This window comes from Curtobacterium sp. VKM Ac-1376 (assembly GCF_015351025.1).
GTDB lineage: Bacteria > Actinomycetota > Actinomycetes > Actinomycetales > Microbacteriaceae > Curtobacterium.
Window position 1 is genome coordinate 99,666 of record NZ_JADKRV010000003.1, and the last position, 25,415, is coordinate 125,080.

Annotated in this window: 25 protein-coding genes and 1 tRNA gene; 12 read left to right on the forward strand and 14 right to left on the reverse strand. The window is 70.1% G+C overall.

Going from position 1 to position 25,415, the window contains the following annotated elements; translation table 11 throughout:
• Nucleotides 1-105 precede the first annotated feature (105 nt).
• Nucleotides 106-552 carry a DUF4383 domain-containing protein gene (locus tag ITJ56_RS05335; protein WP_194628414.1) on the reverse strand — a complete coding sequence of 149 codons (447 nt, stop codon included), beginning with the start codon at nt 550-552 and terminating at the stop codon, nt 106-108.
• Nucleotides 553-892: 340 nt separating this feature from the next.
• On the opposite strand from ITJ56_RS05335, the gene ITJ56_RS05340 reads away from it, so the two are divergent.
• Together ITJ56_RS05340 and ITJ56_RS05345 are read left to right on the forward strand one after the other, a co-directional pair.
• Nucleotides 893-1,693 (forward strand): phosphatase PAP2 family protein, encoded by an 801-nt coding sequence (locus ITJ56_RS05340; RefSeq protein WP_194628416.1) that lies wholly within the window; start codon nt 893-895, stop codon nt 1,691-1,693.
• Between the two features lie 112 nt (nt 1,694-1,805).
• The gene (locus ITJ56_RS05345; RefSeq protein WP_194628418.1) at nt 1,806-2,945 is read left to right on the forward strand and encodes a CE1758 family FMN-dependent luciferase-like monooxygenase; all 1,140 of its coding nucleotides are present in this window, start codon (nt 1,806-1,808) and stop codon (nt 2,943-2,945) included.
• 238 nt (nt 2,946-3,183) lie between these two features.
• On the opposite strand, the gene ITJ56_RS05350 is transcribed toward ITJ56_RS05345, so the two are convergent.
• Nucleotides 3,184-3,558 carry a DMT family transporter gene (locus tag ITJ56_RS05350; RefSeq protein ID WP_194628420.1) on the reverse strand — a complete coding sequence of 125 codons (375 nt, stop codon included), beginning with the start codon at nt 3,556-3,558 and terminating at the stop codon, nt 3,184-3,186.
• A gap of 1 nt (nt 3,559) precedes the next feature.
• Complete coding sequence (locus ITJ56_RS05355) at nt 3,560-3,874, reverse strand: DMT family transporter (RefSeq protein WP_194628428.1); 315 nt, start codon at nt 3,872-3,874, stop codon at nt 3,560-3,562.
• 98 nt (nt 3,875-3,972) lie between these two features.
• On the opposite strand from ITJ56_RS05355, the gene ITJ56_RS05360 reads away from it, so the two are divergent.
• The 4 genes from ITJ56_RS05360 to ITJ56_RS05375 all read left to right on the forward strand — a co-directional run bounded on the left by ITJ56_RS05360 (nt 3,973) and on the right by ITJ56_RS05375 (nt 7,952).
• Nucleotides 3,973-4,551, forward strand: coding sequence for a TetR/AcrR family transcriptional regulator (locus ITJ56_RS05360; RefSeq protein ID WP_228517224.1), 579 nt, complete (start codon nt 3,973-3,975; stop codon nt 4,549-4,551).
• A 183-nt stretch (nt 4,552-4,734) separates the two neighbouring features.
• On the forward strand, nt 4,735-5,748 hold the full coding sequence (locus ITJ56_RS05365) for a permease (RefSeq protein WP_194628430.1): 1,014 nt from the start codon (nt 4,735-4,737) through the stop codon (nt 5,746-5,748).
• On the forward strand, nt 5,735-6,559 hold the full coding sequence (locus ITJ56_RS05370; protein ID WP_194628432.1) for a TIGR03943 family putative permease subunit: 825 nt from the start codon (nt 5,735-5,737) through the stop codon (nt 6,557-6,559). Before ITJ56_RS05365 ends, ITJ56_RS05370 begins: the two co-directional genes overlap by 14 nt.
• Nucleotides 6,549-7,952, forward strand: coding sequence for a hypothetical protein (locus tag ITJ56_RS05375; RefSeq protein ID WP_194628434.1), 1,404 nt, complete (start codon nt 6,549-6,551; stop codon nt 7,950-7,952). The genes ITJ56_RS05370 and ITJ56_RS05375 overlap by 11 nt, the downstream gene beginning before the upstream one ends.
• An 82-nt stretch (nt 7,953-8,034) precedes the next feature.
• Here ITJ56_RS05375 and ITJ56_RS05380 read toward each other — a convergent pair whose 3' ends face one another.
• The 4 genes from ITJ56_RS05380 to ITJ56_RS05395 all read right to left on the reverse strand — a co-directional run bounded on the left by ITJ56_RS05380 (nt 8,035) and on the right by ITJ56_RS05395 (nt 11,765).
• Nucleotides 8,035-9,081 carry an NAD(P)-dependent alcohol dehydrogenase gene (locus tag ITJ56_RS05380; protein ID WP_194628441.1) on the reverse strand — a complete coding sequence of 349 codons (1,047 nt, stop codon included), beginning with the start codon at nt 9,079-9,081 and terminating at the stop codon, nt 8,035-8,037.
• Nucleotides 9,082-9,327: 246 nt separating this feature from the next.
• Nucleotides 9,328-10,371 (reverse strand): glycerate kinase, encoded by a 1,044-nt coding sequence (locus ITJ56_RS05385; RefSeq protein WP_194628443.1) that lies wholly within the window; start codon nt 10,369-10,371, stop codon nt 9,328-9,330.
• A gap of 161 nt (nt 10,372-10,532) precedes the next feature.
• On the reverse strand, nt 10,533-11,672 hold the full coding sequence (locus ITJ56_RS05390) for an FAD-dependent oxidoreductase (RefSeq protein ID WP_194628445.1): 1,140 nt from the start codon (nt 11,670-11,672) through the stop codon (nt 10,533-10,535).
• Between the two features lie 22 nt (nt 11,673-11,694).
• A tRNA-Gly gene (locus ITJ56_RS05395) sits at nt 11,695-11,765 on the reverse strand.
• Between the two features lie 195 nt (nt 11,766-11,960).
• Here ITJ56_RS05395 and ITJ56_RS05400 point away from each other — a divergent pair.
• Both ITJ56_RS05400 and ITJ56_RS05405 read left to right on the forward strand, forming a co-directional pair.
• On the forward strand, nt 11,961-13,115 hold the full coding sequence (locus ITJ56_RS05400; RefSeq protein WP_194628447.1) for a DUF6177 family protein: 1,155 nt from the start codon (nt 11,961-11,963) through the stop codon (nt 13,113-13,115).
• Nucleotides 13,105-13,452 (forward strand): hypothetical protein, encoded by a 348-nt coding sequence (locus ITJ56_RS05405; RefSeq protein WP_194628449.1) that lies wholly within the window; start codon nt 13,105-13,107, stop codon nt 13,450-13,452. Before ITJ56_RS05400 ends, ITJ56_RS05405 begins: the two co-directional genes overlap by 11 nt.
• Nucleotides 13,453-13,464: 12 nt before the next feature.
• On the opposite strand, the gene ITJ56_RS05410 is transcribed toward ITJ56_RS05405, so the two are convergent.
• Complete coding sequence (locus tag ITJ56_RS05410; protein ID WP_194628451.1) at nt 13,465-15,510, reverse strand: cytochrome c oxidase assembly protein; 2,046 nt, start codon at nt 15,508-15,510, stop codon at nt 13,465-13,467.
• A 142-nt stretch (nt 15,511-15,652) separates the two neighbouring features.
• On the opposite strand from ITJ56_RS05410, the gene dcd reads away from it, so the two are divergent.
• Genes dcd through ITJ56_RS05425 form a run of 3 tightly spaced genes read left to right on the forward strand, consistent with a single transcriptional unit; the run spans nt 15,653 to nt 17,152 of the window.
• Nucleotides 15,653-16,240, forward strand: coding sequence for a dCTP deaminase (dcd, locus tag ITJ56_RS05415; protein ID WP_194628453.1), 588 nt, complete (start codon nt 15,653-15,655; stop codon nt 16,238-16,240).
• Between the two features lie 52 nt (nt 16,241-16,292).
• Nucleotides 16,293-16,808, forward strand: a complete 516-nt coding sequence (locus ITJ56_RS05420) for a helix-turn-helix domain-containing protein (protein ID WP_194628455.1) — start codon at nt 16,293-16,295, stop codon at nt 16,806-16,808.
• Nucleotides 16,805-17,152 carry a DUF86 domain-containing protein gene (locus ITJ56_RS05425; RefSeq protein ID WP_194628457.1) on the forward strand — a complete coding sequence of 116 codons (348 nt, stop codon included), beginning with the start codon at nt 16,805-16,807 and terminating at the stop codon, nt 17,150-17,152. Before ITJ56_RS05420 ends, ITJ56_RS05425 begins: the two co-directional genes overlap by 4 nt.
• A gap of 244 nt (nt 17,153-17,396) precedes the next feature.
• Here the strand turns inward: ITJ56_RS05425 and ITJ56_RS05430 are convergent, their stop codons facing one another.
• From ITJ56_RS05430 to ITJ56_RS05450, 5 genes are all read right to left on the reverse strand, one after another.
• The gene (locus ITJ56_RS05430) at nt 17,397-18,506 is read right to left on the reverse strand and encodes a substrate-binding domain-containing protein (protein ID WP_194628459.1); all 1,110 of its coding nucleotides are present in this window, start codon (nt 18,504-18,506) and stop codon (nt 17,397-17,399) included.
• A gap of 59 nt (nt 18,507-18,565) precedes the next feature.
• Nucleotides 18,566-19,858: a multiple monosaccharide ABC transporter permease gene (gene mmsB, locus ITJ56_RS05435; RefSeq protein ID WP_194628461.1), complete on the reverse strand. Its 1,293-nt coding sequence runs from the start codon at nt 19,856-19,858 to the stop codon at nt 18,566-18,568.
• Nucleotides 19,855-21,378: a multiple monosaccharide ABC transporter ATP-binding protein gene (gene mmsA, locus ITJ56_RS05440; protein ID WP_194628936.1), complete on the reverse strand. Its 1,524-nt coding sequence runs from the start codon at nt 21,376-21,378 to the stop codon at nt 19,855-19,857. Before mmsA ends, mmsB begins: the two co-directional genes overlap by 4 nt.
• Nucleotides 21,379-21,868: 490 nt before the next feature.
• Nucleotides 21,869-22,888 (reverse strand): LacI family DNA-binding transcriptional regulator, encoded by a 1,020-nt coding sequence (locus ITJ56_RS05445; RefSeq protein ID WP_194628463.1) that lies wholly within the window; start codon nt 22,886-22,888, stop codon nt 21,869-21,871.
• A gap of 117 nt (nt 22,889-23,005) precedes the next feature.
• Nucleotides 23,006-23,764 (reverse strand): CorA family divalent cation transporter, encoded by a 759-nt coding sequence (locus tag ITJ56_RS05450; RefSeq protein WP_228517225.1) that lies wholly within the window; start codon nt 23,762-23,764, stop codon nt 23,006-23,008.
• A 105-nt stretch (nt 23,765-23,869) separates the two neighbouring features.
• On the opposite strand from ITJ56_RS05450, the gene ITJ56_RS05455 reads away from it, so the two are divergent.
• Entirely contained in the window at nt 23,870-24,733 is an 864-nt protein-coding gene (locus tag ITJ56_RS05455) for a hypothetical protein (protein WP_194628465.1), read from the forward strand.
• A gap of 120 nt (nt 24,734-24,853) precedes the next feature.
• Here the strand turns inward: ITJ56_RS05455 and idi are convergent, their stop codons facing one another.
• On the reverse strand, nt 24,854-25,396 hold the full coding sequence (gene idi / locus ITJ56_RS05460; RefSeq protein ID WP_194628467.1) for an isopentenyl-diphosphate Delta-isomerase: 543 nt from the start codon (nt 25,394-25,396) through the stop codon (nt 24,854-24,856).
• Nucleotides 25,397-25,415: the final 19 nt, after the last annotated feature.

Below are 25,415 nucleotides of genomic sequence, written 5' to 3' on the forward strand. Positions count from 1 at the left end.
GCGCGCCCGCACACCCCGACGTCTGCACGCGACGACGCGCACACACGACGACGCCCGCCTGCCGGAGCGGCAGACGGGCGTCAGGGTCGAGCGGAGCGGGCGGCGTCAGGCGCGCGCCGCACGCAGCGCGCGGAGGTTCTCCTTGTCGGCACCGAGTCCGGTGAGCAGCAGGAGCACACCGACGATCGCGTGGAACACGTTGTCCGTGGTGTTCAGCGCGAAGATGTTGGCCGAGGTGTTCACGAACACGAAGCCGTACACCGCGAAGACGACGAGCAGGGCGCCCACGAGCAGGTTGCCGTTGCGCGAGCCGATCGTGTTGCCGAGACCGGTGATGAGGAGCACCACGGCGAGCAGCACCCAGATCAGGCAGAGAGCCGGGTTGACGCCGAACGCGTTCCAGAGCATGCCGCCCTGGCGGTTGAAGAAGCCCGGGTCGCCGTCGGCGGCGAAGAAGAAGCCCAGGACGCCCCAGAGTGCGAGGACGCTGCCGGCCGTGAGCGCGAGTCCCCGGTTCGGTGAAGCGGTGATGCCCGGTTCCTTGATGGCCACGTCGGTTTCCTCCTCGTACACTGCCGACGCGGTGTGCGTCGGTCCGGCGTTGTTCGTCGGTCCAGCGGTGCCCGCCGAGCCGATCGATCCGGCGCGGAGCGCTCGAGCGATCGGAGTGCGGTTCCCAGCCTCCGGCCGGTGATCCAACGGTATCGTGTCGGACCCCGACCGACCGAATCGCAGAGCCGCCGCCAGCCGTGCGACGAGCCCGATGACGACCACTCCCAGGAGGACCAGCCCGGTGACCTTCACACCCGAGCGCAGAGCATCCGAGTCGCGTGGACCGTGGGTCTCGCGGCGCTTGCGGTGGGCTGCGGTGGCGGCTCTGGGGTTCGTGATCGTGCCTCTCGTCTACGGGGTCGCGGTGCTCACACCGCTCGGGCAGCGAGCGGAGGACGCCGCGCTCGGCGGAGTCCGGGAGTCCGACCTGTTCAGCTCGGACACTGCGCTCAACGTCATCTCGGTGCCGGTGATCCTGTTGCTCGTCGTCGTGATCGTTGCCGTGGCGTTCGCCAGACGACGGCTCTCGGTGGGGCTCGGAGCGGCTGTCGTGGTGTTCGCGTCGGCGGCAACCTCGACGCTCGTCAAGCGTATCGCCGTGCGCCCTGAGATCGCTCAGTCGACGACGCCGAACTCGTTCCCGTCGGGGCACGCGACGATCGCGCTGGCGGCGCTGTTCGCCGTCCTGATGGTCACGCCCCGCCGGTACCGTCCGCTCGTCACGATCCTCGGCGCCGTGTACGCGGTGTTCGTGGCGAACCAGACCGTGGTCTACGGCTGGCACCGGGTGAGCGACATCATCGGCGCGTGCGCGATCGCGGTGTTCTGGCTCGGTGTGGTCCGCGCCGCCGGACCGCGGGTGGACCGTGGGCTCCGGGGCGACCGGGACGGCAGGCGTGCCCCGCGCCGGGTGGTGAGCGTCCTGCTCCTGGTGGCGACCGGGGTGGCGGTGGTGGTCGGCGTCGTGGCACTCGTCCTCGGCCTCACGGGAGACGGCGCGCACGACCGCGAAGCGATCCTGGTGGCAGGGCGGATGGCGTCGAGTGCGAGCGTCCTCGCGGTCGTCACCGTGGTGTGGTTCCTCGACGGGATGCACCACGCGGCCCGCACCGACCCGGCCACGCTGCCTGCCGCCGGGTGATCGCGGGGGTCGAGCCGCGCCTCCAGGCAGGTGGTGGGAATGCCACGACGTGCGCTACGTTGTACCGAGCAAGTCGATGCAAACGCATCGATATCGCGGAAGGCGGCGCATCATGCAGTTCGGCATCTTCACGGTCAGTGACGTCACGACCGATCCCACGACCGGCACCACCCCGGACGATACCCAGCGCGTCCGCGACATCCTGACGATCGCCGAGCACGCCGACCAGGCCGGGCTCGACGTCTTCGCGACCGGCGAGCACCACAACCCGCCGTTCGTCGCCTCGTCGCCGACGACGTTGCTCGCTTACCTGGCGGCGAAGACGAAGGACATCACGCTCTCGACGTCGACGACGCTGATCACCACGAACGACCCCGTGCGCATCGCCGAGGAGTACGCGATGCTCCAGGTCGTCTCCGACGGCCGCATGGACCTGATGATGGGTCGCGGCAACACCGGCCCCGTCTACCCGTGGTTCGGGCAGGACATCCGCCAGGGCGTCAACCTGGCGATCGAGAACTACGCGCTCGTCCGCCAGCTGTGGGAGAACGACGTCGTCAACTGGCAGGGCAAGTTCCGTACGCCGTTGCAGGGCTTCACCTCGACCCCGCGCCCGCTCGACGGGGTGCCGCCGTTCGTCTGGCACGGCTCGATCCGCACGCCCGAGATCGCCGAGCAGGCCGCCTACTACGGCGACGGCTTCTTCCACAACAACATCTTCTGGCCGATCCAGCACACCGAGCAGATGGTGGGCCTGTACCGCCAGCGCTTCGAGCACTACGGGCACGGTCGCGCTGACCAGGCGATCGTCGGACTCGGTGGGCAGTTCTTCGCGCGGAAGAACTCGCAGGACGCGATCAACGAGTTCCGTCCGTACTTCGACAACGCCCCGGTCTACGGCCACGGCCCCTCGATGGAGGACTTCACCGCCCAGACCCCGCTCACCGTCGGGTCGCCGCAGCAGGTCATCGACCGGTACGCCGCGATGAAGGACCACGTCGGGCACTACCAGCGCCAGCTGTTCCTCATCGACCACGCGGGCCTGCCGCTCAAGACGGTGCTCGAGCAGATCGACATCCTGGCGACGGACATCGTGCCGGAGCTGCGGAAGCTGAACGACGAGGGTCGCCCGGCCGACGTGCCGTCGGGCCCGCCGTCGCACGCGGAGCGCGCCGCCGCGGCCCTGGCCGCCGGCACGGTCGGCAGCGACCACGTCGCCGCCGAGGACGAGTGGACGGGCGCGTCGGTCTGACGCGCGCTGCGGTCGCTTCGTGAGCAGCAACGGCCGGGTCCCGTGCGGCGACCCGACCGTTGCTGCTCACCATGCGCCGTGGGCGCGACCCGGATCGCCCGTGCCGGGAGGGACGGTGCCAGCTGGCACCGTGCCTCCCGTCCGTCTCGGCGCAGGTTCACGTGCGTCGGGTCGCCAAAGCGACAGTCTTGCGGAGTGCCCTGCCGTCAGCCCCGCGAAAGCGACAGATGTCCGCGGATCATCCGCGGGATGCTGTCGCTTTCGCGAAGGGGTCGGCGGGGACGGCCGCGACGGGGCGGGCCGGCACGAGCTTGAGGCCGACGACGCAACCGACGATGCCGGCGATGAAGAGCAGGCGCAGCACGGTGACCGGTTCCGCACCGGTGGCCATGCCCCAGAGCACCGTGAGGGCGGCGCCGGTACCGGTCCACACCGCGTAGGCCGTGCTGATCGGGATGTGCTTGAGGACGTAGCCGAACGCGACGAGGCTGATCACGATCGTGACGCCGAACACGAGCGTCGGGCGGAGCTCGGTGAAGCCGTCGCTCTCGCCCAGCGCGGTCGCCCACACGGTCTCGAGGGCAGCACTGACGAACAGGACGATCCACGCCACGTCAGCTCACCACCTTGAGGCCGACGACGCAGGCGACCAGGCCGAAGACCAGGCCGAGGCGGGCGGCGGACGCACGCTCCTGGCGGCGGAGGATCGCGACGACCACCGTCAGGGATGCGCCGATGCCGACCCACACCGCGTAGGCCGTGCCGACGGGGATCGTCTTCATCGCGATCGCGAGTCCCACCATGCTCAGCGCCATCCCCGCGACGAACACGATCGTCGGGACGACCTTCTTGAAGCCGTTCGACGCGCTGAGGGCCGTCGCCCAGACGGCCTCGAGCACGCCGCTCAGCACGAGGACGAGCCATGCCATGACGGGGTCCTTCCGGTTCGGGGGCGTGTAGTCGTACGACTGTGCGACAACGACCTCGACGGTAGCACGACTTCGTACGACTGTGCGAGTATGGCGACATGGCCAGGAGCATGGACGTCGACGAACGGCGCCGGACGGTGTCCGAGGCGGCGTGCCGGGTCCTCGCCCGCGACGGTCTCGGTGCGCTGAGCGTGCGGCACGTCGCTGCCGAGGCCGGACTGCCGCCGAGCACCGTGCGGTACACGTTCCCGACGCAGGCGAGCGTCCGCGAGCACACCATCACGCTCGTGTTCCACCGGACGCGGGAGCGCATCGACGCCATCCCGGTCGACCTCACGCCGGCCCGACGCGCACGCCGCATCGTGCTCGAGTTGCTGCCCCTCGACGAGGAGCGGGTCATCGAGCTCGAGGTCTACCTGGCACTCGGCAACGCCGCGCTCACCGACGTCGAGCTCCGGCCGACGCTCGACCGGGTCGTCGCGGCGATGCGGACGTGGTGCGAGGAGATCCTCCGGTTGCTCGGGGTGCCCGCGGACGACCGGGAGTACGAGGCCTGCCGCCTGCACGCGCTCCTGGACGGGCTCGCGATGCAGGTCGTCCGGCTGGCTCCGGGGGAGTCCGGCGACTGGGCGATCGACGTGCTCGACCGACACCTGGACGGCGTCACCGCGGGCTGAGCGCGCGGCCCCCTCGCACCGTGCGAGGGCGCGCGCGGGTCGTGCGAGGTTCCGTACTCGGTGCGAGGCTCACGACCCCGCACCGAGTACGGAACCTCACACCGAACGATCCATCGGCCGCGCCCTCGCACCGTGCGAGGGCGCGCGCAGCCCCGACCGGCACACGTCGCCTATCCTGTCCGGGTGACGACGACCACGCGGCCGCCGCAGCGCACCCGGAGCCTGACCGGTCCCGGCCTGGTGCTGCTCGCCGTCGTCGTCCTGCTGGGCCTCCGGCTGCTGTCCCCGAGCATCGGGACCGCGGGCCTGCCGAACGTGGTGCAGGACTTCCTGACGCTGGCGATCAGCGTCGTCGTCGAGTCCCTGCCCTTCGTGGTGCTCGGCATCGTGCTGTCGATCGTCGTCGAGGTCTGGGTCCCCGTCGGTGCGCTCGAGCGGGTCCTGCCGCAGAACGCCTTCGGCCGCCGCGCCGTGATCTCCCTGATCGGCATGCTGTTCCCGGTGTGCGAGTGCGGCAACGTCCCGCTCGCCCGCGGCCTGATGATGCGCGGCTTCACCCCGGCCGAGGCCGTCACGTTCCTCGTCGCCGCCCCGATCCTCAACCCGCTCGTCATCATCAGCACCGCGCAGGCCTTCGGCTGGTCCGGGTGGATCCTGCCGGTACGCATCGTCGGCGGGTTCGTGATCGCGAACCTCGTCGGGTGGATCGTCGCCGCGCACCGCCGTCCGGCCGACCTGCTGCTCCCCGCGTTCGAGGCCCGGTGCCGCGCGGCCGTCGGAGCACCCCGTGGCCTGCACCGCTGGCGGCAGAGCGCCGCACAGTTCGGCGGCGAGACGGCCACGATGATGCCCGCGCTGTTCGTCGGCGCCGGGCTGGCCGCCGCGATCCAGGTCGCCGTGCCGCGCTCGACCCTGGTGGCCATCGGCTCGAACCCGGTGCTGTCCGTCGCGGCGATGATGCTGCTGGCGATGACGGTGTCGCTCTGCTCGAACGTCGACGCCTTCTTCGCGCTGTCGTTCGCGTCGACGTTCCTGCCCGGGTCGATCACGGCCTTCCTGATCATCGGGCCGATCATCGACGTCAAGATGATCGCCCTGCTGCGCACGACGTTCCGGGTCCGGTTCCTGGTGCTGCTGTCCGTCGTCTGCGTCCTGTTCGCCGGAGCCGTCGGGTTGGTGATGAATGTCCTCGTCTGATGCACGCAGCAACGCGAGCGCGTACCTGGGACTCGGGTCCGTGCTCGCCGTGGCGCTCTGCACCCTGTGGCTCGCACTGGTCGGGCACCTCGACCTGTACATCAACCCGCGGTACTCGGTGTTCACGGTCGTGCTCGCCGCCGTCGGGGTGCCCGCGTCGATCGCTGGCCTGGTGGTCATCGCTCGCGGGCACGGGCACGGGCACACCCACGGCGACGACGAGGACGAACTCGATCTGCACCAGCAACAGCGGACGGGAGGCCGTGGTCGCGCCGTCCGCCTCACCCTGGGCGGAGCAGCTGCGATCGTCACGATCGGGGTCACCGTGGCGATGCTCGTCCTGCCCCCGACGACGCTGTCCGCCCGCACCGCGCAGCAGCGGAGCGTCGACTCGGCGACCCTGTCGAACGCGACCGGATCCGAGGCGGCGGTCTCCCTGCTCGGCAGCGAGGGCGTCGACACCTCGGAGTACGGCGTCAAGGACTGGGCCGCCCTGATCCGGCAGACCACCGACACCACGGCGCTCGTCGGCAAGCAGGTCGAACTGTCCGGCTTCGTGGTGCCGGGCACCAACGGGTCCTTCACGCTCACCCGGTTCGTCATCAGCTGCTGCGCCGTGGACGCCCAGCCGGTCGGCCTCGGCGTCGTGACGGACGACGACGGTGCCGGCAGCGCGCCCGAGGAAGGGCAGTGGGTGACCGTCCGCGGAGCCCTCGCCGCCAACCCGGACCAGTCCGCCGACGCCCGCATCGTCATCAAGGCCGCGAAGGTCACCGAGATCGCGCAGCCGAAGGACCCGTATGAGTACTGAGCGTGCGCGCCGCCCGGTCGCGCACCGGTTCCACCGCCGGTACGTGGCCGTCGTGCTCGTCCTCGCCGTGGTCGCCGCGCTCGCCGCGGTCGTCGGCTCGCAGCAGGGCCCACGCCTGCGCGACGTGTCGTACGACGCCAGCGGTCTGGTGTCCCGGCCGGCGCAGCGCGTCATCCTCACGGCCAACCAGGCCCTGCAGGAGGTCTCGGCCGACGACGTCCGCGTCAGCCCGGCTGCGGCGCACACCGTGACCTCGAGCGGCAACACGATCGCGGTCGAGTTCGCCGGACCCCTGGCCTACGACCGTGACTACACGGTCACCGTCGCGAACGTCCGGGCGCCCGGGCAGCGCGCCACGTCGGACCTGACGGCGGCCATCCGCACCGGCAGCACCGACGTGCTCGCGCTGGTCCCCGGGGAGACCGGAGCGGAGGACCGTATCGTCCGCCGCTCCCTCGACGCCGGCGGTGCGACGACCGTGTACCAGGGCACCGCGATCTCGGAGTACGCCCGGCTCGGCCGTTCCCTGGTGGTCGTGAGCGGCACGGACGCCAGTTCCTCGGTCGACATCGTGCCGCTCAGCGGCGGGGTGCAGGACGGCGGCGGCCCCGTCGAGCACCTCACCCTGCCGACGTCCGAGGGCCGCGTCACGGCACTCCACGTCGCCGACGACGGTGCCTCGTTCGGGTTCGAGTACGCCGACACCTCGACCGGGCAGTCCCGGAACACCGGCCTGTACGTGGTCGACATGACCGGCACGCACATGCCCACCGCGATCGCGGCGAACGGCAAGCCGACGACGGGCGCCGTCCCGATGACCGTCGCACAGTGGGCCTACGTGCCGCGGACCGAGAGCGCCCTGGTCCGGACCGGCAGCGACGACCTGGTGCTCGTCGACATGAGCGGTGGCGCCGACCCGGTCCGGCTCGGCAGCGCCACCTACCTGCACGGATTCGTCGGCACCGGCACCACGGCCGTCGTCGAGACCGGCACCGGCATCGTGCGCCTGGACCTGACCGACGGGTCGAAGTCGTCGCTGCAGGCGCCCGCCGCGAGTACCGATGCGGCCGTCCTCGGGCGCATCGCCCAGCTGACGGACGACACGTACCTGCGCGTGCTGGGGGACGTGCGGTCGGACGGGACCATCTCGGCACGGATCGTGCGTGTGGACGGTGTGCGGGCCTCCCGGCTCGCCGTGACCATCCCCGACGACGCGAGCGTCACGGCGGTCTGCCCGTCCCCGAACAGCCAGTTCGTCGCGGTCGCGACGAAGTCGGCGACCGGCGAGCTGGTGAGCATCGTCGATGCGTCCTCCGGTGCGCTCGAGGCGAGCATCGACGCCGGTTCCGTCGACTGGTGCGGGGCACTGCCGTCCGGAGACGAGGTCGGCTGACGCTCCGGCGCCGACACGACGAACGGACAGGAGGCCCGGTACCAGCTGGCAACGGGCCTCCCTGTCGTGCAGGTGGTGACGACTACGCCAGCGTGGCCGCGTCGATCACGAAGCGGTAGCGGACGTCCGACGACAGCACGCGCTCGTAGGCCTCGTTGATCTGGTCGGCGCTGATGAGCTCGGTCTCCGGCAGGATCCCGTGCTCGGCGCAGAAGTCCAGCATCTCCTGGGTCTCGCGGATGCCGCCGATGGCCGAACCGGCCCAGCTGAGCCGACGGGGGATCAGGGCGAAGGCCGGCACCTCGAGCGGCTCGGACGGCGCGCCCACGTTGACGAGCGTGCCGTCGACCTTGAGCAGGCCGAGGTAGTCGCCCATCGGGATCTTCGCCGAGACGGTGTTGATGATGAGCTCGAAGGAGTTCGCGAGCTTCTCGAACGTCTCCGGATCCTTCGTCGCGTAGTGGGCGGTCGCGCCGTAGCGGAGCGAGTCCTCCTGCTTCGAGGTGGTCTGCGACAGGACGGTGACCTCGGCGCCGAGCGCGACAGCGATCTTGACGGCCATGTGGCCGAGCCCGCCCATGCCGACGACCGCGACCTTCGTGCCGGGGCCGGCGTTCCAGTGGTGCAGCGGCGAGTAGGTGGTGATGCCGGCGCAGAGCAGCGGTGCGACCTTCTCGATGTCGAGTGACTCGGGGACGCGGAGGACGAAGTCCTCGTTCACGACGACGGCCTGCGAGTAGCCGCCCTGCGTGATCGAGCCGTCGGCCGAGTCGACGCTCGCGTACGTGCCGATGTTGCCCTTCAGGCAGTACTGCTCCTGGCCGGCGACGCAGTTCTCGCACTCGCCGCACGAGTTCACCATGCAGCCGACGCCGACGCGGTCGCCGACCTGGTGCTCGGTGACGTTCTCGCCGACGGCGGAGACGTGGCCGACGATCTCGTGGCCGACGACCTGCGGGTACTGGATGGGGCCCCACTCGCCGCGGACGGTGTGGATGTCCGAGTGGCAGATGCCGGCGTAGGCGATGTCGATCTCGACGTCGTTCGGGCCGACGTCACGACGGGTGATGGTGGTCTTGACGAGCGGCTCGGTCGCTGACGGTGCCGCGTACGCGTTGACGGTGCGCAATGATCTCCTCGTGGGGGTGGTGCGTTGCGGGCCGGTTGCGGCCCGCAACCAGTCTGCGCGGGGCCGCAAGTGGGTGGGAGGTACAACGAGGACACCCTTGCGCGGTCGGACGGGCGAGTCTCCGCAGCGGCGTGGGTACGGGCTCGTCGCCGGATCCGCCGGATCCTCCCGATCCTGCCGATCCTGCCGATCCTGCCGATCCTGCCGGGTCTGCCGATCCTGCCGGGTCTGCCGGCTCCGCCGCGGTCAGACGAGGCGGGCGAGCCGCTGGCCGGCGATCGCCGCGAAGCGCAGCGGGTCGGCCAGGGCGTCGTCGGGTTCGCCGGTGGTCTGCGTCGCCAGCACGGTGAGTGACGCGGCCGCCGCGTACTCGGCGAGCGACGCCTCGATCGCGCCCGCGACGAGCATCGACCGAGCAGCGGGCGCGTGCGCTGCTGTCAGGGCACGGACGACCGAGGGCACCTTGCCGACGGCGCTCTGCCCGTCGTACCGACCCTCGCCGGACATCACGACGTCGGCGGCGTCGAGCAGCGCGGGGAGCCCGAGCACCTCGGCGACGGCGTCGGCCCCACCGGCGAGCGTGGCACCCCACACCAGGAGACCGAACCCGACACCACCCGCAGCGCCTGCGCCCGGGGTGGCCGGGTCGACGGACGGGAAGCGTGCGGCCCAGGCGGCCAGCTGGTCGTCGAAGGACGGGACGCGGTCGGGGGTGATGCCCTTCTGCAGCCCGAACACCGCGGCGGCGCCGGTCGGGCCGAGCAACGGCGAGGTGACGTCGGTGAGCACGGTGACGCCGAGTGGCGGGAGTGCACGGAGTCCGGTACCGGCGCCCTCGCTGTCGAGGCCGAGCGCCTCGAGCACGGGTCGCCCGCCGTCGGTCGAGGCGCTCCCGCCGATGCCGAGCACGAGCCCCGTGGCCCCGGCGTCGAGCGCGACGGCGATGGCCTCGCCGAACCCGCGGCTCGTCGCGGTGTCGGGCAGCAGATCGTCGAGCAGGGGCAGGCCGCTCGTCGCGGCGAGCTCCACGACCGCACGGCCGTCGGGCAGTCGGAGCCAGGACGTGTCGACGGGGGTGCCGGCCGGCCCGGTCACGGTGACGGGAACGCGAACGGCGCCGGGAACCGCCGTCTCGAAGGCGTCGAGCGTGCCCTCGCCGCCATCGGCCATCGGCACGAGTACGACGTCGTCGCCCGGTCGCTCGGTCAGCCAGCCGTTGCCGATCGCCTGGGCGACGGACGCCGCGGTCGCGGTGCCCTTGAACGAGTCCGGAGCCACGATGATGCGCACGGAACCACCGTAGCGGCCGACCGGTCGCGTTCTGAGGCCCGCGGTACGCCGGTGTGTGCGCGAAGCGCCGCCCTGTTCACGAGACGCCTCCGGATTCGGCGGCGTGCCGCCGACCGAGCGGCGTCTTCCGAACACGACGGCGTCTTCCGAGCACCACAGCGTCAGGGGGCCGGTGCGGGCACCGTCTCCGGCAGGGTGAAGCGCGGGTGCGGCGCCCCGCCCGTCGCCAGGTCGGCGAGCATCTCGCCGAGCAACGGCGCGAACTTGAAGCCGTGCCCGGAGAACCCCGTCGCCACGGTGAGCGGCCCCACCCGGTCGACGACGAAGTCCTCGTCCGGGGAGTTGTCGTACAGGCAGCTGATGAACGTCGGCTTCGTCGCGTCCACGCCCGGCACGTACCGCGCGACGTACGCCTGCAGCCGCTCGGCCTCAGCCGGCACGGGCGAGAAGTCCCGGTGGTCCGGGTCGACGACGGGGCCGGTGCCGTGGAACCCCACCTTCACACCCTCACCGGGGGTCAGCAGCCCGTACACGTCGTCGCCGTCGGCCCAGTGCACGAAGCTCGGCCACGCCTCGTCCGGCAGGCGGCTCGGGAAGTGCGCGGGCTGCTCCTGCGTGACACGGATGGCCGGGAGGCCCACCCCACGTCCGGTGAGCAGCGCACCCACCAGCGTGGGGACCCACGACCCCGCGGCCGCCACCACGGACCGGGTCGCCTCCGTCGACACCGTGCCGTCGGGCCCGGTGGCGGAGACGACGACGGTGTCGCCCCGGTCCTCGAGCGCGGTGACCCGGGTGTCGAACCGCAGGTCGGCGAGCCCGGTCCGCTCAGCCAGCGTCAGGAAGACCTCGATCGCGCGCTCGGAGCAGATGCGTCCGGCGGTGGCGTGCGCGAGGACGTGTCCCTCGAAGGCGATGCCCGGCCACCGTTCGGCCGCCTGCTCCGGGGCCAGGGACTCGTGCGGGATGTCCGCGTCGGCGAGGGCGGCGGCGATCGCGTCGACGACCTCGGGCCGACCGTGGTCGACCGCCCCCGTGCGGACGATGATCTCCTCGCCCGCAGCCGCCTCGAGCGCTTCCCACAGCCGGAGCGCGCGGGTGGTCAGGGCGACGTACTCCGCATCGGCGTAGCCCTGCCGGAAGATCCTGGTGGCTCCGTGCGACGAACCGAAGTGGTGCCCGCGGCCGTGCTGCTCGAGGAGCACGACGCGCTCGCCGCGGCCCGTCAGGGCGTACGCGGTCGCGGCACCGACGACCCCGGCGCCGATGACGACCGTGGGGGACCCGGGGGTGGAGGACATGCGGCGAGCGTACGTCCGACGGAGCGAGTGACGGGAATCGAACCCGCGCTACCAGCTTGGGAAGCTGGAGTTCTACCATTGAACTACACTCGCGCGCCCCGCTCGGCGGGACGCAGCAAGCCTAGCGGATTCTCGCCTGGAAGCCAGCCGACCGCGCACCGTACGCCTGATGTCGGGCGTGTGTCGCGCCTCCCGAGTCTCCGCTGTGAGGGTGCGAGCCTGACGGACAGGTGTCGTGCCCGTGTGTACCGTCCAGGGAGTTCCAGCCCCGAACCGAGGAGGACCCGGATGGTCAGGCATCCCCTCATCGACGACGTGGTCGGCCCCGCCATCGTGGTCGAGTCGGCCTCGCCCGTCGTGTGGCTGACCGACGCGCTCGCCTCGCTGCTCCGCCGGTCGGCGGACGCCGGACGCATGGTCGTGCTCCGCACCGGACGTGGGTCCGCGGTCACCCCCGCACTCCGCCACGCACTCGGCGCGTACGGTGCCGCGTGGGCCGTGGCCGACTTCGACGGCACACTGCGGGACGGTCGGACCGGCGTCGCGGCCTCGGGCATCGAGGACTTCGTGCACCGTGGCCCCGAGCTCGTGGGGACGCCGTCACCGGAACACCCCGTCTCCGCCGACTCGGTTCGGCAGATCAGCATCGACCTGACCCTCCGGCACCACCCGGGCCGCGCGGTCGACATGGGCTCCGCCATCGAGGCCCTGTGCGACACGGTGGGCACCTGCCCGACGCGCTGGGGCACCGCCGAACCGCTCACCGTGCCGTGGGACCGCTGGGTCGTGACGCAGTACGCGAAGCACGAGGCCCCCGGGATCTCGACGTCTTACGCCGTCGGCGAGGGCTTCTCCGCCACGATGACCGCGCACCTGGTCGACGGCGTCGTCGTGGAGACGATGTCCGCGGTGCTCACCGTGCCCGAGGAGAACACTGACCCCGACCTGGCGAACCGGATGTTCGACGCGGTGCAGCGGGTCGCCGACGAGGTCGTCCCGGTCTTCGGCGTCGTGATGCAGCGACGCGGCGACGCCGACCACCTGGTGCGCGCCGTCGCACACGGCGAACCGTCGCCGCTCGCCGTGGTCATCGGACCCGAGGCCGCGGGCTTCCTGGACCGTGACGGTGTCTGGCCGCCGCCGCGCACGACGACGGCGACGTTCGGCGCCGGGGCGTTGCCTGGCTCCGGCTCCGGCTCCGGCTCCGGCTCCGGCTCCGGCGAATCTGGCTCTGGCTCTGGCGACTCGGCCACCGAGGGCGGCGGGATGATCGTCCGCTTCGAGGACGGCTGGGAAGCGCTCGAGTCGTTCCTCGACCGCATCGACGAGGACCGCTTCCTGCAATTGGTCGGTGGCGCGCCGCTCGACCCGGCCCACGACGAGGGCACGCTCGACGGACACGTCCGCGACGACCGGGTGGTGGGCGGTCACGGTGCCGCGTGACGTCACCATCCTCTGCCGGCAGCCGGTGGAGACCCGGGAGGTCGCCGAGGCGCTCCTGCTGCACGATGATGCCTGGTGGGTCCGTGCCCTGGACGACGGGCCGATGATGCAGGTCTGTCGCGACGCCACCCATCCCGTGATCACGGTGCTCGGCGTCCGCCGGGTGGACTCCTTCGACGAGGTCGAGCGCATCCTGCCGGATGCTCCGACGCTCGCGACCCCGCTCTGGTGGGTCGACACGGTCACCCCGGCCGGGCCCGACGGGGAGTCGGGGATCTCGGCCGCGCTCGAGGCCGCGCTGGACCTCGACGCGGTCTGCATCGTCCACGGCGATTGAGCGCCGGCGGGCTCAGTCCCGCTTGCTCATGGCGGCCAGACGCTCGTTGTAGGCCTTCAGGTCGGCATCACCGTCGCGTTCGGCCTTGCGGTCCAGGCGCTTCGCGTCGCGCTTGTCCGAGCGCATCCAGTTCCGGACCACGAGCAGCGCCACGAACACCATCGGCAGCTCCGACGCACCCCAGGCGATGCCGCCCCCGGTGTGCTGGTCGTCGAGGAGCGCGGCGTCGTTCGTCTGCCCGAGGGCGTGGAACCAGTCGATCGCGAACACCGACTGCGAGGTCATGACCGCGACGCCGAAGAAGGCGTGGAAGGCCAGGGTCGCCAGCAGCGTGATGATGAGCATCGGGTACGGCGGACGCTTCGGCCCCGGGTCGACCCCGACGAACACCCAGAAGAACAGGTATCCGCTCAGCACGAAGTGGACGACCATCGCGACGTGCCACTCGTGCGACTGCATCGCCGCCTGGTAGGCGGGCGTGAAGTAGAACACCACGAGCGACCCGGCGAAGATGATCCCGGCGACCGCGGGCTTGCCGAGGAACTGCATCCAGCGGGAGTGCACGAACAGCATGAGCCACTCGCGGGCACCGCGGGAGCCGTCGTTCCGCACCGGCAGGGTGCGGAGCGCGAGCAGCACCGGGCCGCCGAGCACGAGCGGCAGCGGGACGAACATCATCAGCAGCATGTGCTGGAGCATGTGCGACGAGAAGTGGATCATCCCGTAGACGGCGGGGCCGGCAGACGTCGTCCAGATGAACAGCGCGCACCCGAGCAGCCAGGCGATGGTGCGACCGACGGGCCACGCATCACCGCGCTTCCGGAGCTTGCGCACGGCCAGCAGGTACCAGACGGCTCCCACCACGGCGAGGCCGAGCCAGACCCAGTCGATGTGCCACTGGGTCAGGTACGTCTGTGTGGTCTGGGCCGGCGGGAACGGGAACCCGATCAGGCCGGAGCGGGTGTCCTCGCCGGTCTCCGGGGTCTGCGGGATCGGCGGCTGCGAACGGGACACGGCGACCGAGACCCCGATGGCGACGGCCATGAACACGATCTCGGCCAGCGCGAACCGGGTGAAGAGCCGGCGGTCGAGCGGTGCACGGAGGAGCCCCGGTACGAGCTTCCGGCGCTGCACGACGCCGGCGACGCCGAGCAGGACGAGGATGAGCGCCTTGACGGTGATGAGCCAGCCGTAGGTCGTCGTGACGAGGTCGAGCGGCCCGGTCAGGCGGAGCGACGCGTTCACGATGCCGGAGAACGCCACGGCGCCGAACGACCAGCCGGCGAGCGTCGAGTACCGGGCGACGACCCGGCCCGTCGCGCCCCTGGTCCGGGTGCGGAGCAGGACCACGGCGACGAGTCCACCCGCCCACACGCAGACCCCGACCAGGTGGATCGCGAGCGAGTTGACGGCGTTGGCGTGCTCGAGCGACCCGGCGGCGTGCCCGGACAGCGCCAGAGGGAGCAGGGCGAACAGCCCGATCACGGTGGCGAAGGCCAGCGTCGTGACCCGGGTCGCGAACGCGGCGACCACGGTCGCGACGAGGACCGCTGCCGCGGAGACGACGAGAGCCTGCCCGATCTCGACCTGGAACGCGAACAGCATGAAGTTGCGCGCGAACACCGGGCTGGTCAGCGGCACGCCGAGCGTGTTCGCGCCGGTCAGCACGACGCTCACCGCGGCGGCGAGGAACCAGACGGCACCGGTCGCGGCAGCCCAGCGGGTGGCGCGGTGCTGCACGCTGGACAGCGCGCCGTGGTCCTTCTTCTGCGCGGGCAGTGCGAACGCTGCGACGATGAGCAGCCCGATGGTGAGCGCCGCCGTCGTGTCGTGCACCACGCGGGCGATCGGCAGGCCGTACTCGACGACCTCGCCGGCGGAGACCAGCTGCTGGCCCGCGCTGAAGGCGCCGGTGATCGTCATCCCGAGGATCGAGCACGCGACGGCGAGCGGGATCGCGATGACGAGGACCGTCGCGACGGTGGACGAACGGCCGGTGGCGGGGGCGGCGTCCGGCGCTGACCCGGTGGGCTGGGTTTCGGGTGACGTGACGGTCATGACCGTCCAATGGTAGGCGCGTCGGCTGGCAACCGGCCCCTCGGATGCGCCGTCAGATCCGCCGTTCCCAGATGCCCTCGCAGCCGACGCCGACGAACCCGGCGGCAGGTCGGAGCCGTCTCGCTGCCGCTAGGCTTCGTGCGTGCTGCTCTCCGACCGCGACATCACCGCCCAGCTCGCCGAAGGCCGGATCGGCCTCGACCCGCACGACGCATCCCTCGTCCAGCCGTCGAGCATCGACGTCCGCCTCGACAAGTTCTTCCGGCTGTTCGACAACCACAAGTACCCGCACATCGACCCGGCGGTCGACCAGCCCGACCTGACCCGGCTGGTCGAGACCGACCCGGACGAGGCGTTCGTGCTGCACCCGGGGGAGTTCGTCCTCGGGTCCACGTTCGAAGTCGTGACGCTGCCCGACGACATCGCCGCTCGGCTCGAGGGCAAGAGCTCGCTCGGCCGCCTCGGACTGCTGACGCACTCGACCGCGGGCTTCATCGACCCCGGGTTCTCGGGGCACGTGACGCTCGAGCTGTCGAACGTCGCCACTCTGCCGATCAAGCTGTGGCCGGGGATGAAGATCGGGCAGCTCTGCTTCTTCCAGCTGTCGAGCCCGGCCGAGAAACCGTACGGGTCGGCCGAGTACCAATCGCGCTACCAGGGGCAGCGCGGGCCGACCGCCTCGCGTTCCGCGCTCAACTTCCACCGGGCGGACGTCTCCGCGCCGCGGTGACCACCTGGCAACTGCAGCGGACGAAATGTCGCATCCTGTGTATCGTTGCAGCATGTCCGCAGTTCCCCCTCGACCTGCACCGCCACTGTCGGCGGCAGCGCTCATCCGTGACGCCCGTGACCGAGCCGCGCTGACCCAGGTGCAGCTCGCCCGCCGGGCCGGTGTCACGCAGAGCGTCATCAGCACCTACGAGAACGGCCGACGCGAACCCTCGCTCGCAGCGCTGCAGCGGATGCTCCGCGCAGCGGGCTTCACGACCACCATCGACCTGCAGCCGGTGGAGGAACCGGCACCGCTGCGGGAGCGCGTGCGTGCTGCACGACCGGAACTCATCGCGATCGTCGAGCGGTTCGGCGGCCGGAACCCACGCCTCTTCGGCAGCGTCGCCCGGGGCGAGGACGGCCCGGACAGTGACGTCGACCTGATGATCGACGTCGACGCCGGGCTCGGGATCTTCGCGCTGATGCGGATCCAGGACGCGGCCGAACGCCTGCTCGGGGTGCGCGTCGACGTGGTCGACGCCGCCGGCATGAGTCGCGAGGTCGTCCGGGCAGCGGTGCCCCTGTGAGCCCCGAGATGGTCGCCCGCCGCGACGTCCGGGACCGGCTCGACGACGTCATCGGGGCCTGCGCGGCGATCCGGCGCTACGTCGACGACGAGCGTCTGCCCGGAGACCTGGTGCACGACGCCGTCCGGATGCGCCTGGTCGAGATCGGTGAGGCGGTGCGCGTGCTGCCAGCCGACGTCACCGCGAGCGAACCGGGCATCCCGTGGGCTCGGGTGTCGGACCTGGGCGAGCGGCTCACCCGCCGGTACTTCGACACGACCCGCGCACTGGTGTTCGGCACGGCGCGGACGGACGTCCCGCACCTGGCGGACGCGGCACGTCGCCTGCGCGCTGCACACCCCTGACCCGCGAGCCGAGCGCGAGATGCCGTCGTCTCACCCCGGCGCCGACACCTCCCGGAGACGCCGCCGTGTTCCGCGGCGTCTTCCGAACACGACGGCGCCTTCCGGCAGCGGACCATCAGGCGGACGGGAGGCGCGGATCACGACGTGCGCCGTGCCTCCCGTCCGCCTGCGGCTGGTCTCCGGACGACGCAGGACGGCCCCGTCTCGCCGAGGCGAGACGGGGCCGTCCGTGGTGCTGGGGAGATCAGCCCTTCTTGGCGAGCTCCTCGAGGGTGTCGTTGCCCTTGTAGGCCTCGACCGCGTTGTCCTTCGTGACGAGGACCGGGGTGAGCTCGATCGCGGGGACCGTCTTCACACCGTTGTAGTTGTTCGTCTTGTCCATCTTGGTGTCGGGCTTGTCGCCCTTCGACAGGGTGGACACGAGGTCGACGGCCGCCTGGGCCTCTTCCGTGGTGTTCTTGTAGATCGTCGAGTACTGCGTGCCCTGCATGATGAGCGGGATCGAAGCGGTCTCCGAGTCCTGACCCGTCACGACGGGGTTGTCCTTGCCGGCGGCCTTGGTCGCGGTGAGGATCGCACGGGCGAGGGTGTCGTTCGGCGACAGGACGCCGTCGAGCTCGGTGTCACCCGTGTAGTACTGCGCGAGCAGGTCGGTCATGCGCGACTGAGCCTTCTGCGCGAGCCAGCCCTGCGTGACGACCTTCTGGAAGGTGGTCTGACCGGAGACGACCTTGATGGTGCCGTCGTCGATCTTCGGCTGCAGGACGTCCATCGCACCGTTGAAGAACACGGTGGCGTTGGCGTCGTCCGGCGAACCGGCGAAGAGTTCGACGTTGTACGGCTTGTCGCCCTTCTTGTCCTCGAGGCCCTTGAGCAGCGCCTCGGCCTGGAGCTGGCCGACCTTGAAGTTGTTGAACGCGACGTAGTAGTCCACGTTCTTCGTGTTCAGGATGTTGCGGTCCCAGGCGATGACGACGGCGCCACTGCTCTTGGCCGACTTGACCTGGGCGGTCAGCTGCGAACCGTCGGCCGCACCGATGATGACGGCCTTGGCACCCTTGGTGATCATGCCCGAGATCTGCGACTGCTGGTCCGGGACCGGGTTGCCGGCGTTGGCGTACTGGATGTCGGCCTTGAAGCCGGCGTCCTCGATCGACTTCTTGAACGCGGCGCCCGCCAGGACCCAGTTCTGCGAGGTCTTGGCCGGCAGGGCGACGCCGATGAGGTCACCCTTCTTGATGGTGCTGGTGGTGCCGCTGCCGGCGTCGTCGGACGAGCCGCGCGACGAGCAGCCGCTGAGGGCGAGGCCCGCGATGAGCGCCAGGCTGAGGCCGGCGACGATCTTCTTGCGCATGTGATTGCTTTCTCTTCGTTGAGGAGGTGGGGCCGAGGCCCCGGTGTGGGGGAGTTGAGCTAGGGGAGGGTGATCTTCTCCGGTTGGTCCTCGATGGACCGCGGCTGCTGGGCGGACACCGTGTTCTCCTCGGTGTCCTTCCGCTGGAACTGCCGCATCATGCCGCCGATGAGGGATGGACGACCCTGCGACTTCGAGTACACGTCGAAGGCGACGGCGATGAGCAGGACCAGACCACGGATGATCTGCACCTTGTTCGACTCGAGGCCCATGAGCTGCAGACCGTTCGACAGCAGCGCCATCACGAGACCACCGATGATCGAACCGGAGATCGTGCCGACACCACCGGCGACCGCTGCGCCACCGACGAACACGGCGGCGATCGCGTCGAGCTCCCAGCCGGTGCCGTCCGCGGGGCCCGAGGCACCCGAGTAGGCGACGAACACCATGCCGGCGATCGCGGCGAGGACCGACATGTTCATCATGACGAAGAAGTTGACCTTCTTCGCGGAGACACCGGACAGGACCGCGGCGTTGGCGTTGCCACCGACGGCGTAGACCTGACGGCCGAAGATGGTGTTCTTCGTGACGAAGCCGTAGACGATGGTCAGGACGCCGAGGATGATCGCGACGATCGGGACCGACGTGCCGACGGGGCCGGCGCCGAACAGGTACGTGGCGACGAGCGTGACGGCGACCAGGATGCCGGTGCGGACGATCGAGACCCACAGCGGCGGGACCTCGGCCTGCATCTTCTTGCGGCGGGCACGACCGCGGGCCTCGATGATGATGAGCGCGAGGATCGTGACGAGACCGATGAGCAGGGTCCCGTTGCTGTAACCGACGTCCGGGCCGAAGTCTCCGAGGAAGCCGGCCCCGATGGGGGTGTAGCCCTCCGGGACGGGGACCGACGTCGAGTTGCCGATGATCTGGTTCGCACCACGGAAGATGAGCTGGCCGGCAAGGGTCACGATGAAGGCCGGGACCTTCACGAACGCGACCCAGAAGCCCTGCCAGGCACCGATCAGGGCGCCGCAGGCGAGGCCGAGGATGATCGCCGCCCACACCGGGAAGTCCCACACGGCCATGGACTGGGCCACGACGATGCCGACGACCGCTGCGACCGAACCGACCGACAGGTCGATGTGGCCCGCGATGATCACCATGACCATGCCGAGCGCCAGGATCAGGATGTAGGAGTACTGCAGGAACAGGTTGATGACGTTGGTCGGCTCGAGGATCAGCCCGTGCGTCGTGATCGAGAAGAAGATCAGGATCGCGATGAGCGCGATGACCATGCCGTACTGGCCGATGCTGTTGCCCTTGCCGAAGAGCAGTTTCAGGTTGTTCATGAGGCGGTGGCGCCCTTCCGCGCGGAGGTCATGCTGCGCATGAGCGATTCGGGATCGGCCTGGTCGGCCGGCAGGTCAGCGGTGATCTGACCCTCGAAGATGGTGTAGATCCGATCGGACAGACCGAGCAGTTCGGGGAGCTCGGACGAGATGAGGATGATGCCCTTCCCCTCGGCCGCGAGCTGCTGGATGATCCCGTAGATCTCGAACTTGGCGCCGACGTCGATGCCGCGGGTGGGCTCGTCCAGGATCAGGATGTCCGGGTCCGTGAACATCCACTTGGACAGGACGACCTTCTGCTGGTTGCCACCAGAGAGCTTGCCGACGTTGTCCTCGACGCTCGGCACCTTCGTACGGAGCATCTTGCGGTACTTCTCGGCGACCGAGTACTCCTCGAGCGAGTCGACGACACCCGCCTTCGAGATCTTCTTCAGGTCGGCGGCGACCGTCGAGCGCTTCACGGTGTCGAGCAGGTTCAGTCCGAGTGCCTTGCGGTCCTCGGAGACGTAGCCGATGCCGTTCTCGATGGCCTGCTGGACGTTCGTGAGCTTGATCTCACGGCCGTCCTTGATGATCTGGCCGTCGAGCCAGGTGCCGTAGGAACGGCCGAACAGGCTCATCGCGAGCTCGGTGCGCCCGGCGCCCATCAGGCCCGCGAAACCGACGATCTCGCCGCGGCGGACGTGGAAGTTCGAGGACTTGCAGACCAGGCGCGACGGGTCGACCGGGTGCTGCACGGTCCAGTTGCGGACCTCGAAGAAGGTCTCGCCGATCTTCGGGGTGCGGTCGGGGAAGCGCGACTCGAGCGATCGGCCGACCATGCCGCGGATGATGCGGTCCTCGTTGACGCCGTCCGCCTTGACGTTGAGCGTCTCGATGGTCTTGCCGTCGCGGATGATCGTGATCTCGTCGGCGATCTGCTCGATCTCGTTGAGCTTGTGGCTGATGATGATGCTCGCGATGCCCTTGGCCTTCAGCCCGACGATCAGGTCGAGCAGGTGCTGCGAGTCGTTCTCGTTGAGCGCAGCGGTCGGCTCGTCGAGGATCAGGAGCTTGACGTCCTTGTGCAGGGCCTTCGCGATCTCGACCAGCTGCTGCTTGCCGACACCGATGTTCTTGATCTGCGTGTCCGGGTCGTCGTTCAGGCCGACGCGGGCGAGCAGGTCCTGCGCACGGAGCTGCGCGGCGGTCCAGTTGATGACGCCGCCGCGGCTCGGCTCGTTGCCCAGGAACAGGTTCTCGGTGATGGAGAGCTCCGGGACGAGCGCCAGCTCCTGGTGGATGATGACGATGCCGGCCTGCTCGGACTGCTTGATGTTCGAGAAGCGCACCTCTTCGCCCTCGTACACGATCTGGCCCTCGTAGGTGCCGTACGGGTAGACGCCGGACAGGACCTTCATCAGGGTCGACTTGCCAGCGCCGTTCTCACCGCAGATCGCGTGGATCTCGCCGGCGCGGACGCTGAGGGAGACGTCGGACAGCGCCTTCACACCAGGGAACTCCTTGGTGATCGAGCGCATCTCGAGGATCGTCTCGGGTGCGGTGATCGACCGGGTCTCGAGGCCGGTGTCGATCGGGGTTGACGCCACAGTGCATCTCCTTCTGCCGCTTCGGTGCGGCAGTGTGTTCGGGTGGTTCTGCTGCGGCAGCGAATGCACAGGGGGCCTGTGCGGACTTCGTTGTCGCGTCCGGATCCGGTCGGTGTGACGCTCATGTGAACGGTCACATCGGCTGGACGGAGGTAATTTACGCACAGCCTCGGTGCGGCTGTCAATTCGGATTGGTCGCGTTTTCGTAACGGCGTGCGTGATCCGGAGGGAACGTCCCCCCGGGTTGGGGCCAGACCCCGTCGGCCGGGCCTTTTCCTTGCGCGATCCCGTCCGCTTCGTGGTCGCGTCCGGAGCCGCGCTCGCCGGTGCGCCGCCGGTGCGCCGCCGCCGTGCGGTTCCGGGCGTACCGGGTCGGAAGTTCGTGGCAGGTACTCCGGGTCCTGGCGCGGCCCGAGGTGTGTCAGCGCGAGCGGGGAGCGCTCGTGGAGGCGCGCACGACGAGCTGCGGGACGATGTCGATCGGGCGGAGCAGTTCGCCCTCGCTCGGCAGCAGGAGGTCCACGCAACGACGACCGAGCTCGGCGAAGTCCACCTGCACGGTGGTGAGCGGGGGCCAAAAGTGCTTCGCCTCGGGGATGTCGTCGTAGCCGACCACGGACAGGTCGCCTGGGACATCGAGCCCGTACGAGCGCGCGGCGTGCATCACGCCGAGTGCCATCTGGTCGTTCGAGCAGAAGACCGCGGTGCAGTCCCGCCACCGCAGCAGCTCGCGGCCCGCGTGGTAGCCGAAGTCCGCGGTCCAGTCGCCCAGGATCGGCGGGGCGACGGCCATGTCGCGGTCGGACATCTCACGAAGGAACCCCTGCATGCGGGCGTCCGCCTCGATCCAGTCCTGGGGGCCGGCGATGTGCCGGACGTACTCATGCCCGAGGTCGAGCAGGTGCGCGGTCGCGAGCCGGGCGCCCTCCATCTGGTCCACCCACAGGGCCGTCGGGTCCTCGCCGACACTGGCGCGCATGGTGACGTAGGGGGTGCGGATGCCGAGCTCCGCGATCAGGTCGAAGACCCGCTGCTGGGGCGCGATGACGACGATGCCCTCGACGTCGAGGTCGAGCAGGTGCCCGAGCCCCTCCCGCACGGCGGTGTCGGTCGCCTCGGCGATGTTCGCCGTCGTGACCGAGTAGCCGCGGAGCATCGCGGCGTCCTCGATCGCCTGCAGCGCGACGGCGGGACCGTAGTGGGCGCGGCGGGCCGTCAGGACGCCGATCGTGTGGGTCCGGCTCGTGACCAGGGCGCGTGCGGCCCGGTTCGGCCGGTACTGCAGCTGCTCCATGGCCGCCAGGACCTTGTCGCGCGTCTCTGCCCGGATGGCGTCCGAGTTGTTCAGCACCCGCGAGACGGTCTGGTGCGAGACGCCCGCGATCCGTGCGACGTCACGGATGCTGGGCGAACGCGGTTGCTGTGTCCGCGATGACGCCATTGCTTGCTCGTTTCCGCTCGGGTGTCGTGGACATCGATGTGCACGTTCACATCCTGAGCCAGATCATTATGCACGTCCGGCGGATCGACGCCACCTGTGCATCGATCCGCCGTCCGCTCAGAGCCCGTTGCGCTTGCGGAAGATCGACCAGAGCACGCCCGTCAACAGGAGCATGCCGAGGATCGCGACCGGGTACCCGGAGCGCCAGTGCGGCTCGGGCATGTGGTCGAAGTTCATCCCGTACACACCGGCGATCAGGCCCGGTGCGAACAGGATGGCCGCCCACGACGAGATCTTCTTGACCTCCTCGCCCTGGCGGTGCGCGGCCCGGGCGAGTTGGCGGCTCTCCTCGCCCTGGGCCAGGCTCGCGCTCGTCATCCGGCGCATCGCCTCGTTCTGCTCCTGCGACACCAGGGTGGCGTGCAGGGTCAGCGCGTTCTCGAGCAGCGCGCGGAACGAGTCGACCCGCTCGGTGACGCGGAGCGCGTGGTCGTGCACGTTGCGGAGCCGGTGCTGCACGTCGTCGTCCACGCCGTACTTGTCGGCACCGCGGAGCAGCCCGGTCACCATCGCCGGTACCGGGGTGGTGGCGCGCTGGAACGCCAGGACCTCGCTGAGCAGCTGGGAGATGCGCTTCGACACCCCGGGGTCGACCTGGCCGGCGAACAGCTGGTCCTCGATGGCGTCGATCTGCTCCTGCAGGACCTGGACGACGGGTCCGTACCCGTCGACGACCTCGTCGAGCACCGCCGCCGTCACCGCCTCGGACCCCTTCGCCAGGAAGTCCGGGTCGGCTTCGAACCTTCCCGTCTCGTCGTGACGGCGCCCAGAGCGCTGCCGACGGTCGAGCGTACGCGTGCGGCGCGGGCCGGACAACGTTGACCTCCGCTTTCCCCATGGGCGCGAAGATCCTTGCTGCACATCAGGGTGGACGCTAATGTCTGATATCCAGAACACTCGATGCGAACACGAAGGAGTGTCATGGTCAAGAAGCAGTCCCTCACCGTCGGCGTCATCGTCGCGTCCGTCGGGTGCATTGCTCTGTCGTTCGCCCCGGGATTCCGCGACGTCGCTGTCGTGTGGTGGGTCCTGGGCGCCACCGGGATCGCCACGGCGTCGATGCGCGAGATACGACCGAAGCGCCAGCGTCGGCTGAGGACACTGGCGCTGTCGGGGGTGGCGTTCGTCGCCGCGGCCACAGCAGCGATCGCGCTCGTCGGCGTCGTTGCGCCGGCACGCGCCGATGCGTCGAGTGGCGAATCAGCCCCGGACCCTTCCGGTACAGGACGCCTCGTCGAGCTCGCGTCTCAGCTCCGAACCGAGGGAGGCAGCCGGAGTTCGAGTGCTGTCTCGGCGGCTCGGGACACCGAGTACGCCGTGCGTTCGGGGCTGGAGCCCGACTGGGCCGGTGCGACCGCGTACTCGTACGAGGGCGCGGACGTCGTGTCGGTCCCGCTCCTCGGGACCGACGTGCCGGAGATGACGAAGCTCTCGTTCGTGACCGTGGACGGTGAGACGACGATCACGGAGATGGCCTCCGCGATGACGTCGACCATCGTGGTGCACTTCGCCATGTGGCAGGACGGTCACCTGACCAAGAACGTGGATCTCACGCAGGGATCCGAGGCGGAGCGGGCATCGTCGATCGGGACGTACGGCCTCGACTGGAAGCGGCTGAACAACTGCCTCAACAGCATCGGGATCAGCTGGGCGGTGAGCGCAGTCCTCGGCGTCGCGTGTGGCGCAGCCTGCGCGACGATGGTGCTGTGCGCGCCGTGTCTCGCCGCGGGGGCGGGCTTCACGACGGGCACCATCGCGAAGTGCGTGTCGAACGCCTGGTCCTGAGCGGACCGGTCGTGGCCTGGCAGGTGCCGCCTGTGCACCTGCCAGGCCAGGACGGCCTCGTGCATCAAGAAAGCGCCGGCAGGGCGCGGTCGCACAGTGGTAGGCGCAGGCGCAGGAGCGTCAGCGGGTGACGTGCAGCCCTGCGGTCTCGAGCTCGGCGAGCTGCCACCCGAGCCACGGGCTCCAGGCGAACGGCGCGCCGGCGACGGCCTGCCTGAGAGCGTCCTCTGACACCCAGGCCCACTCGGCGACCTCGTCGTCGGCGGGCGCCGGGGTGTCGTCGGTCACGGCGCGGAAGACGGGGCAGACCTCGTTCTCCACGATGCCCGAGGCATCGACCGCGCGGTACCGGAACTCGGGCAGCACGACCTCGACGTCACGCAAGGTGATGCCGAGTTCGCGAGAGGCCCGACGGGCGATGGCGTCCTCGAAGGACTCCTCCGGGCCCGGGTGGCCGCAGAACGTGTTGGTCCACACCCCCGGCCAGGTCTTCTTCGACAGCGCACGGCGGGTCACCAGGACGTCGCCGTCGATGTTCCGCACGTGGCAGGAGAACGCCAGGTGCAGGGGCGTGTGGGCTGTGTGCACCGTGAACTTGTCCGCCGTCCCGATCGGGGTACGGTCGTCGGCCAGGAGCACCACGGATTCAGGGAAAGCGTTCATCTGTGTCGATAGGTTAGGC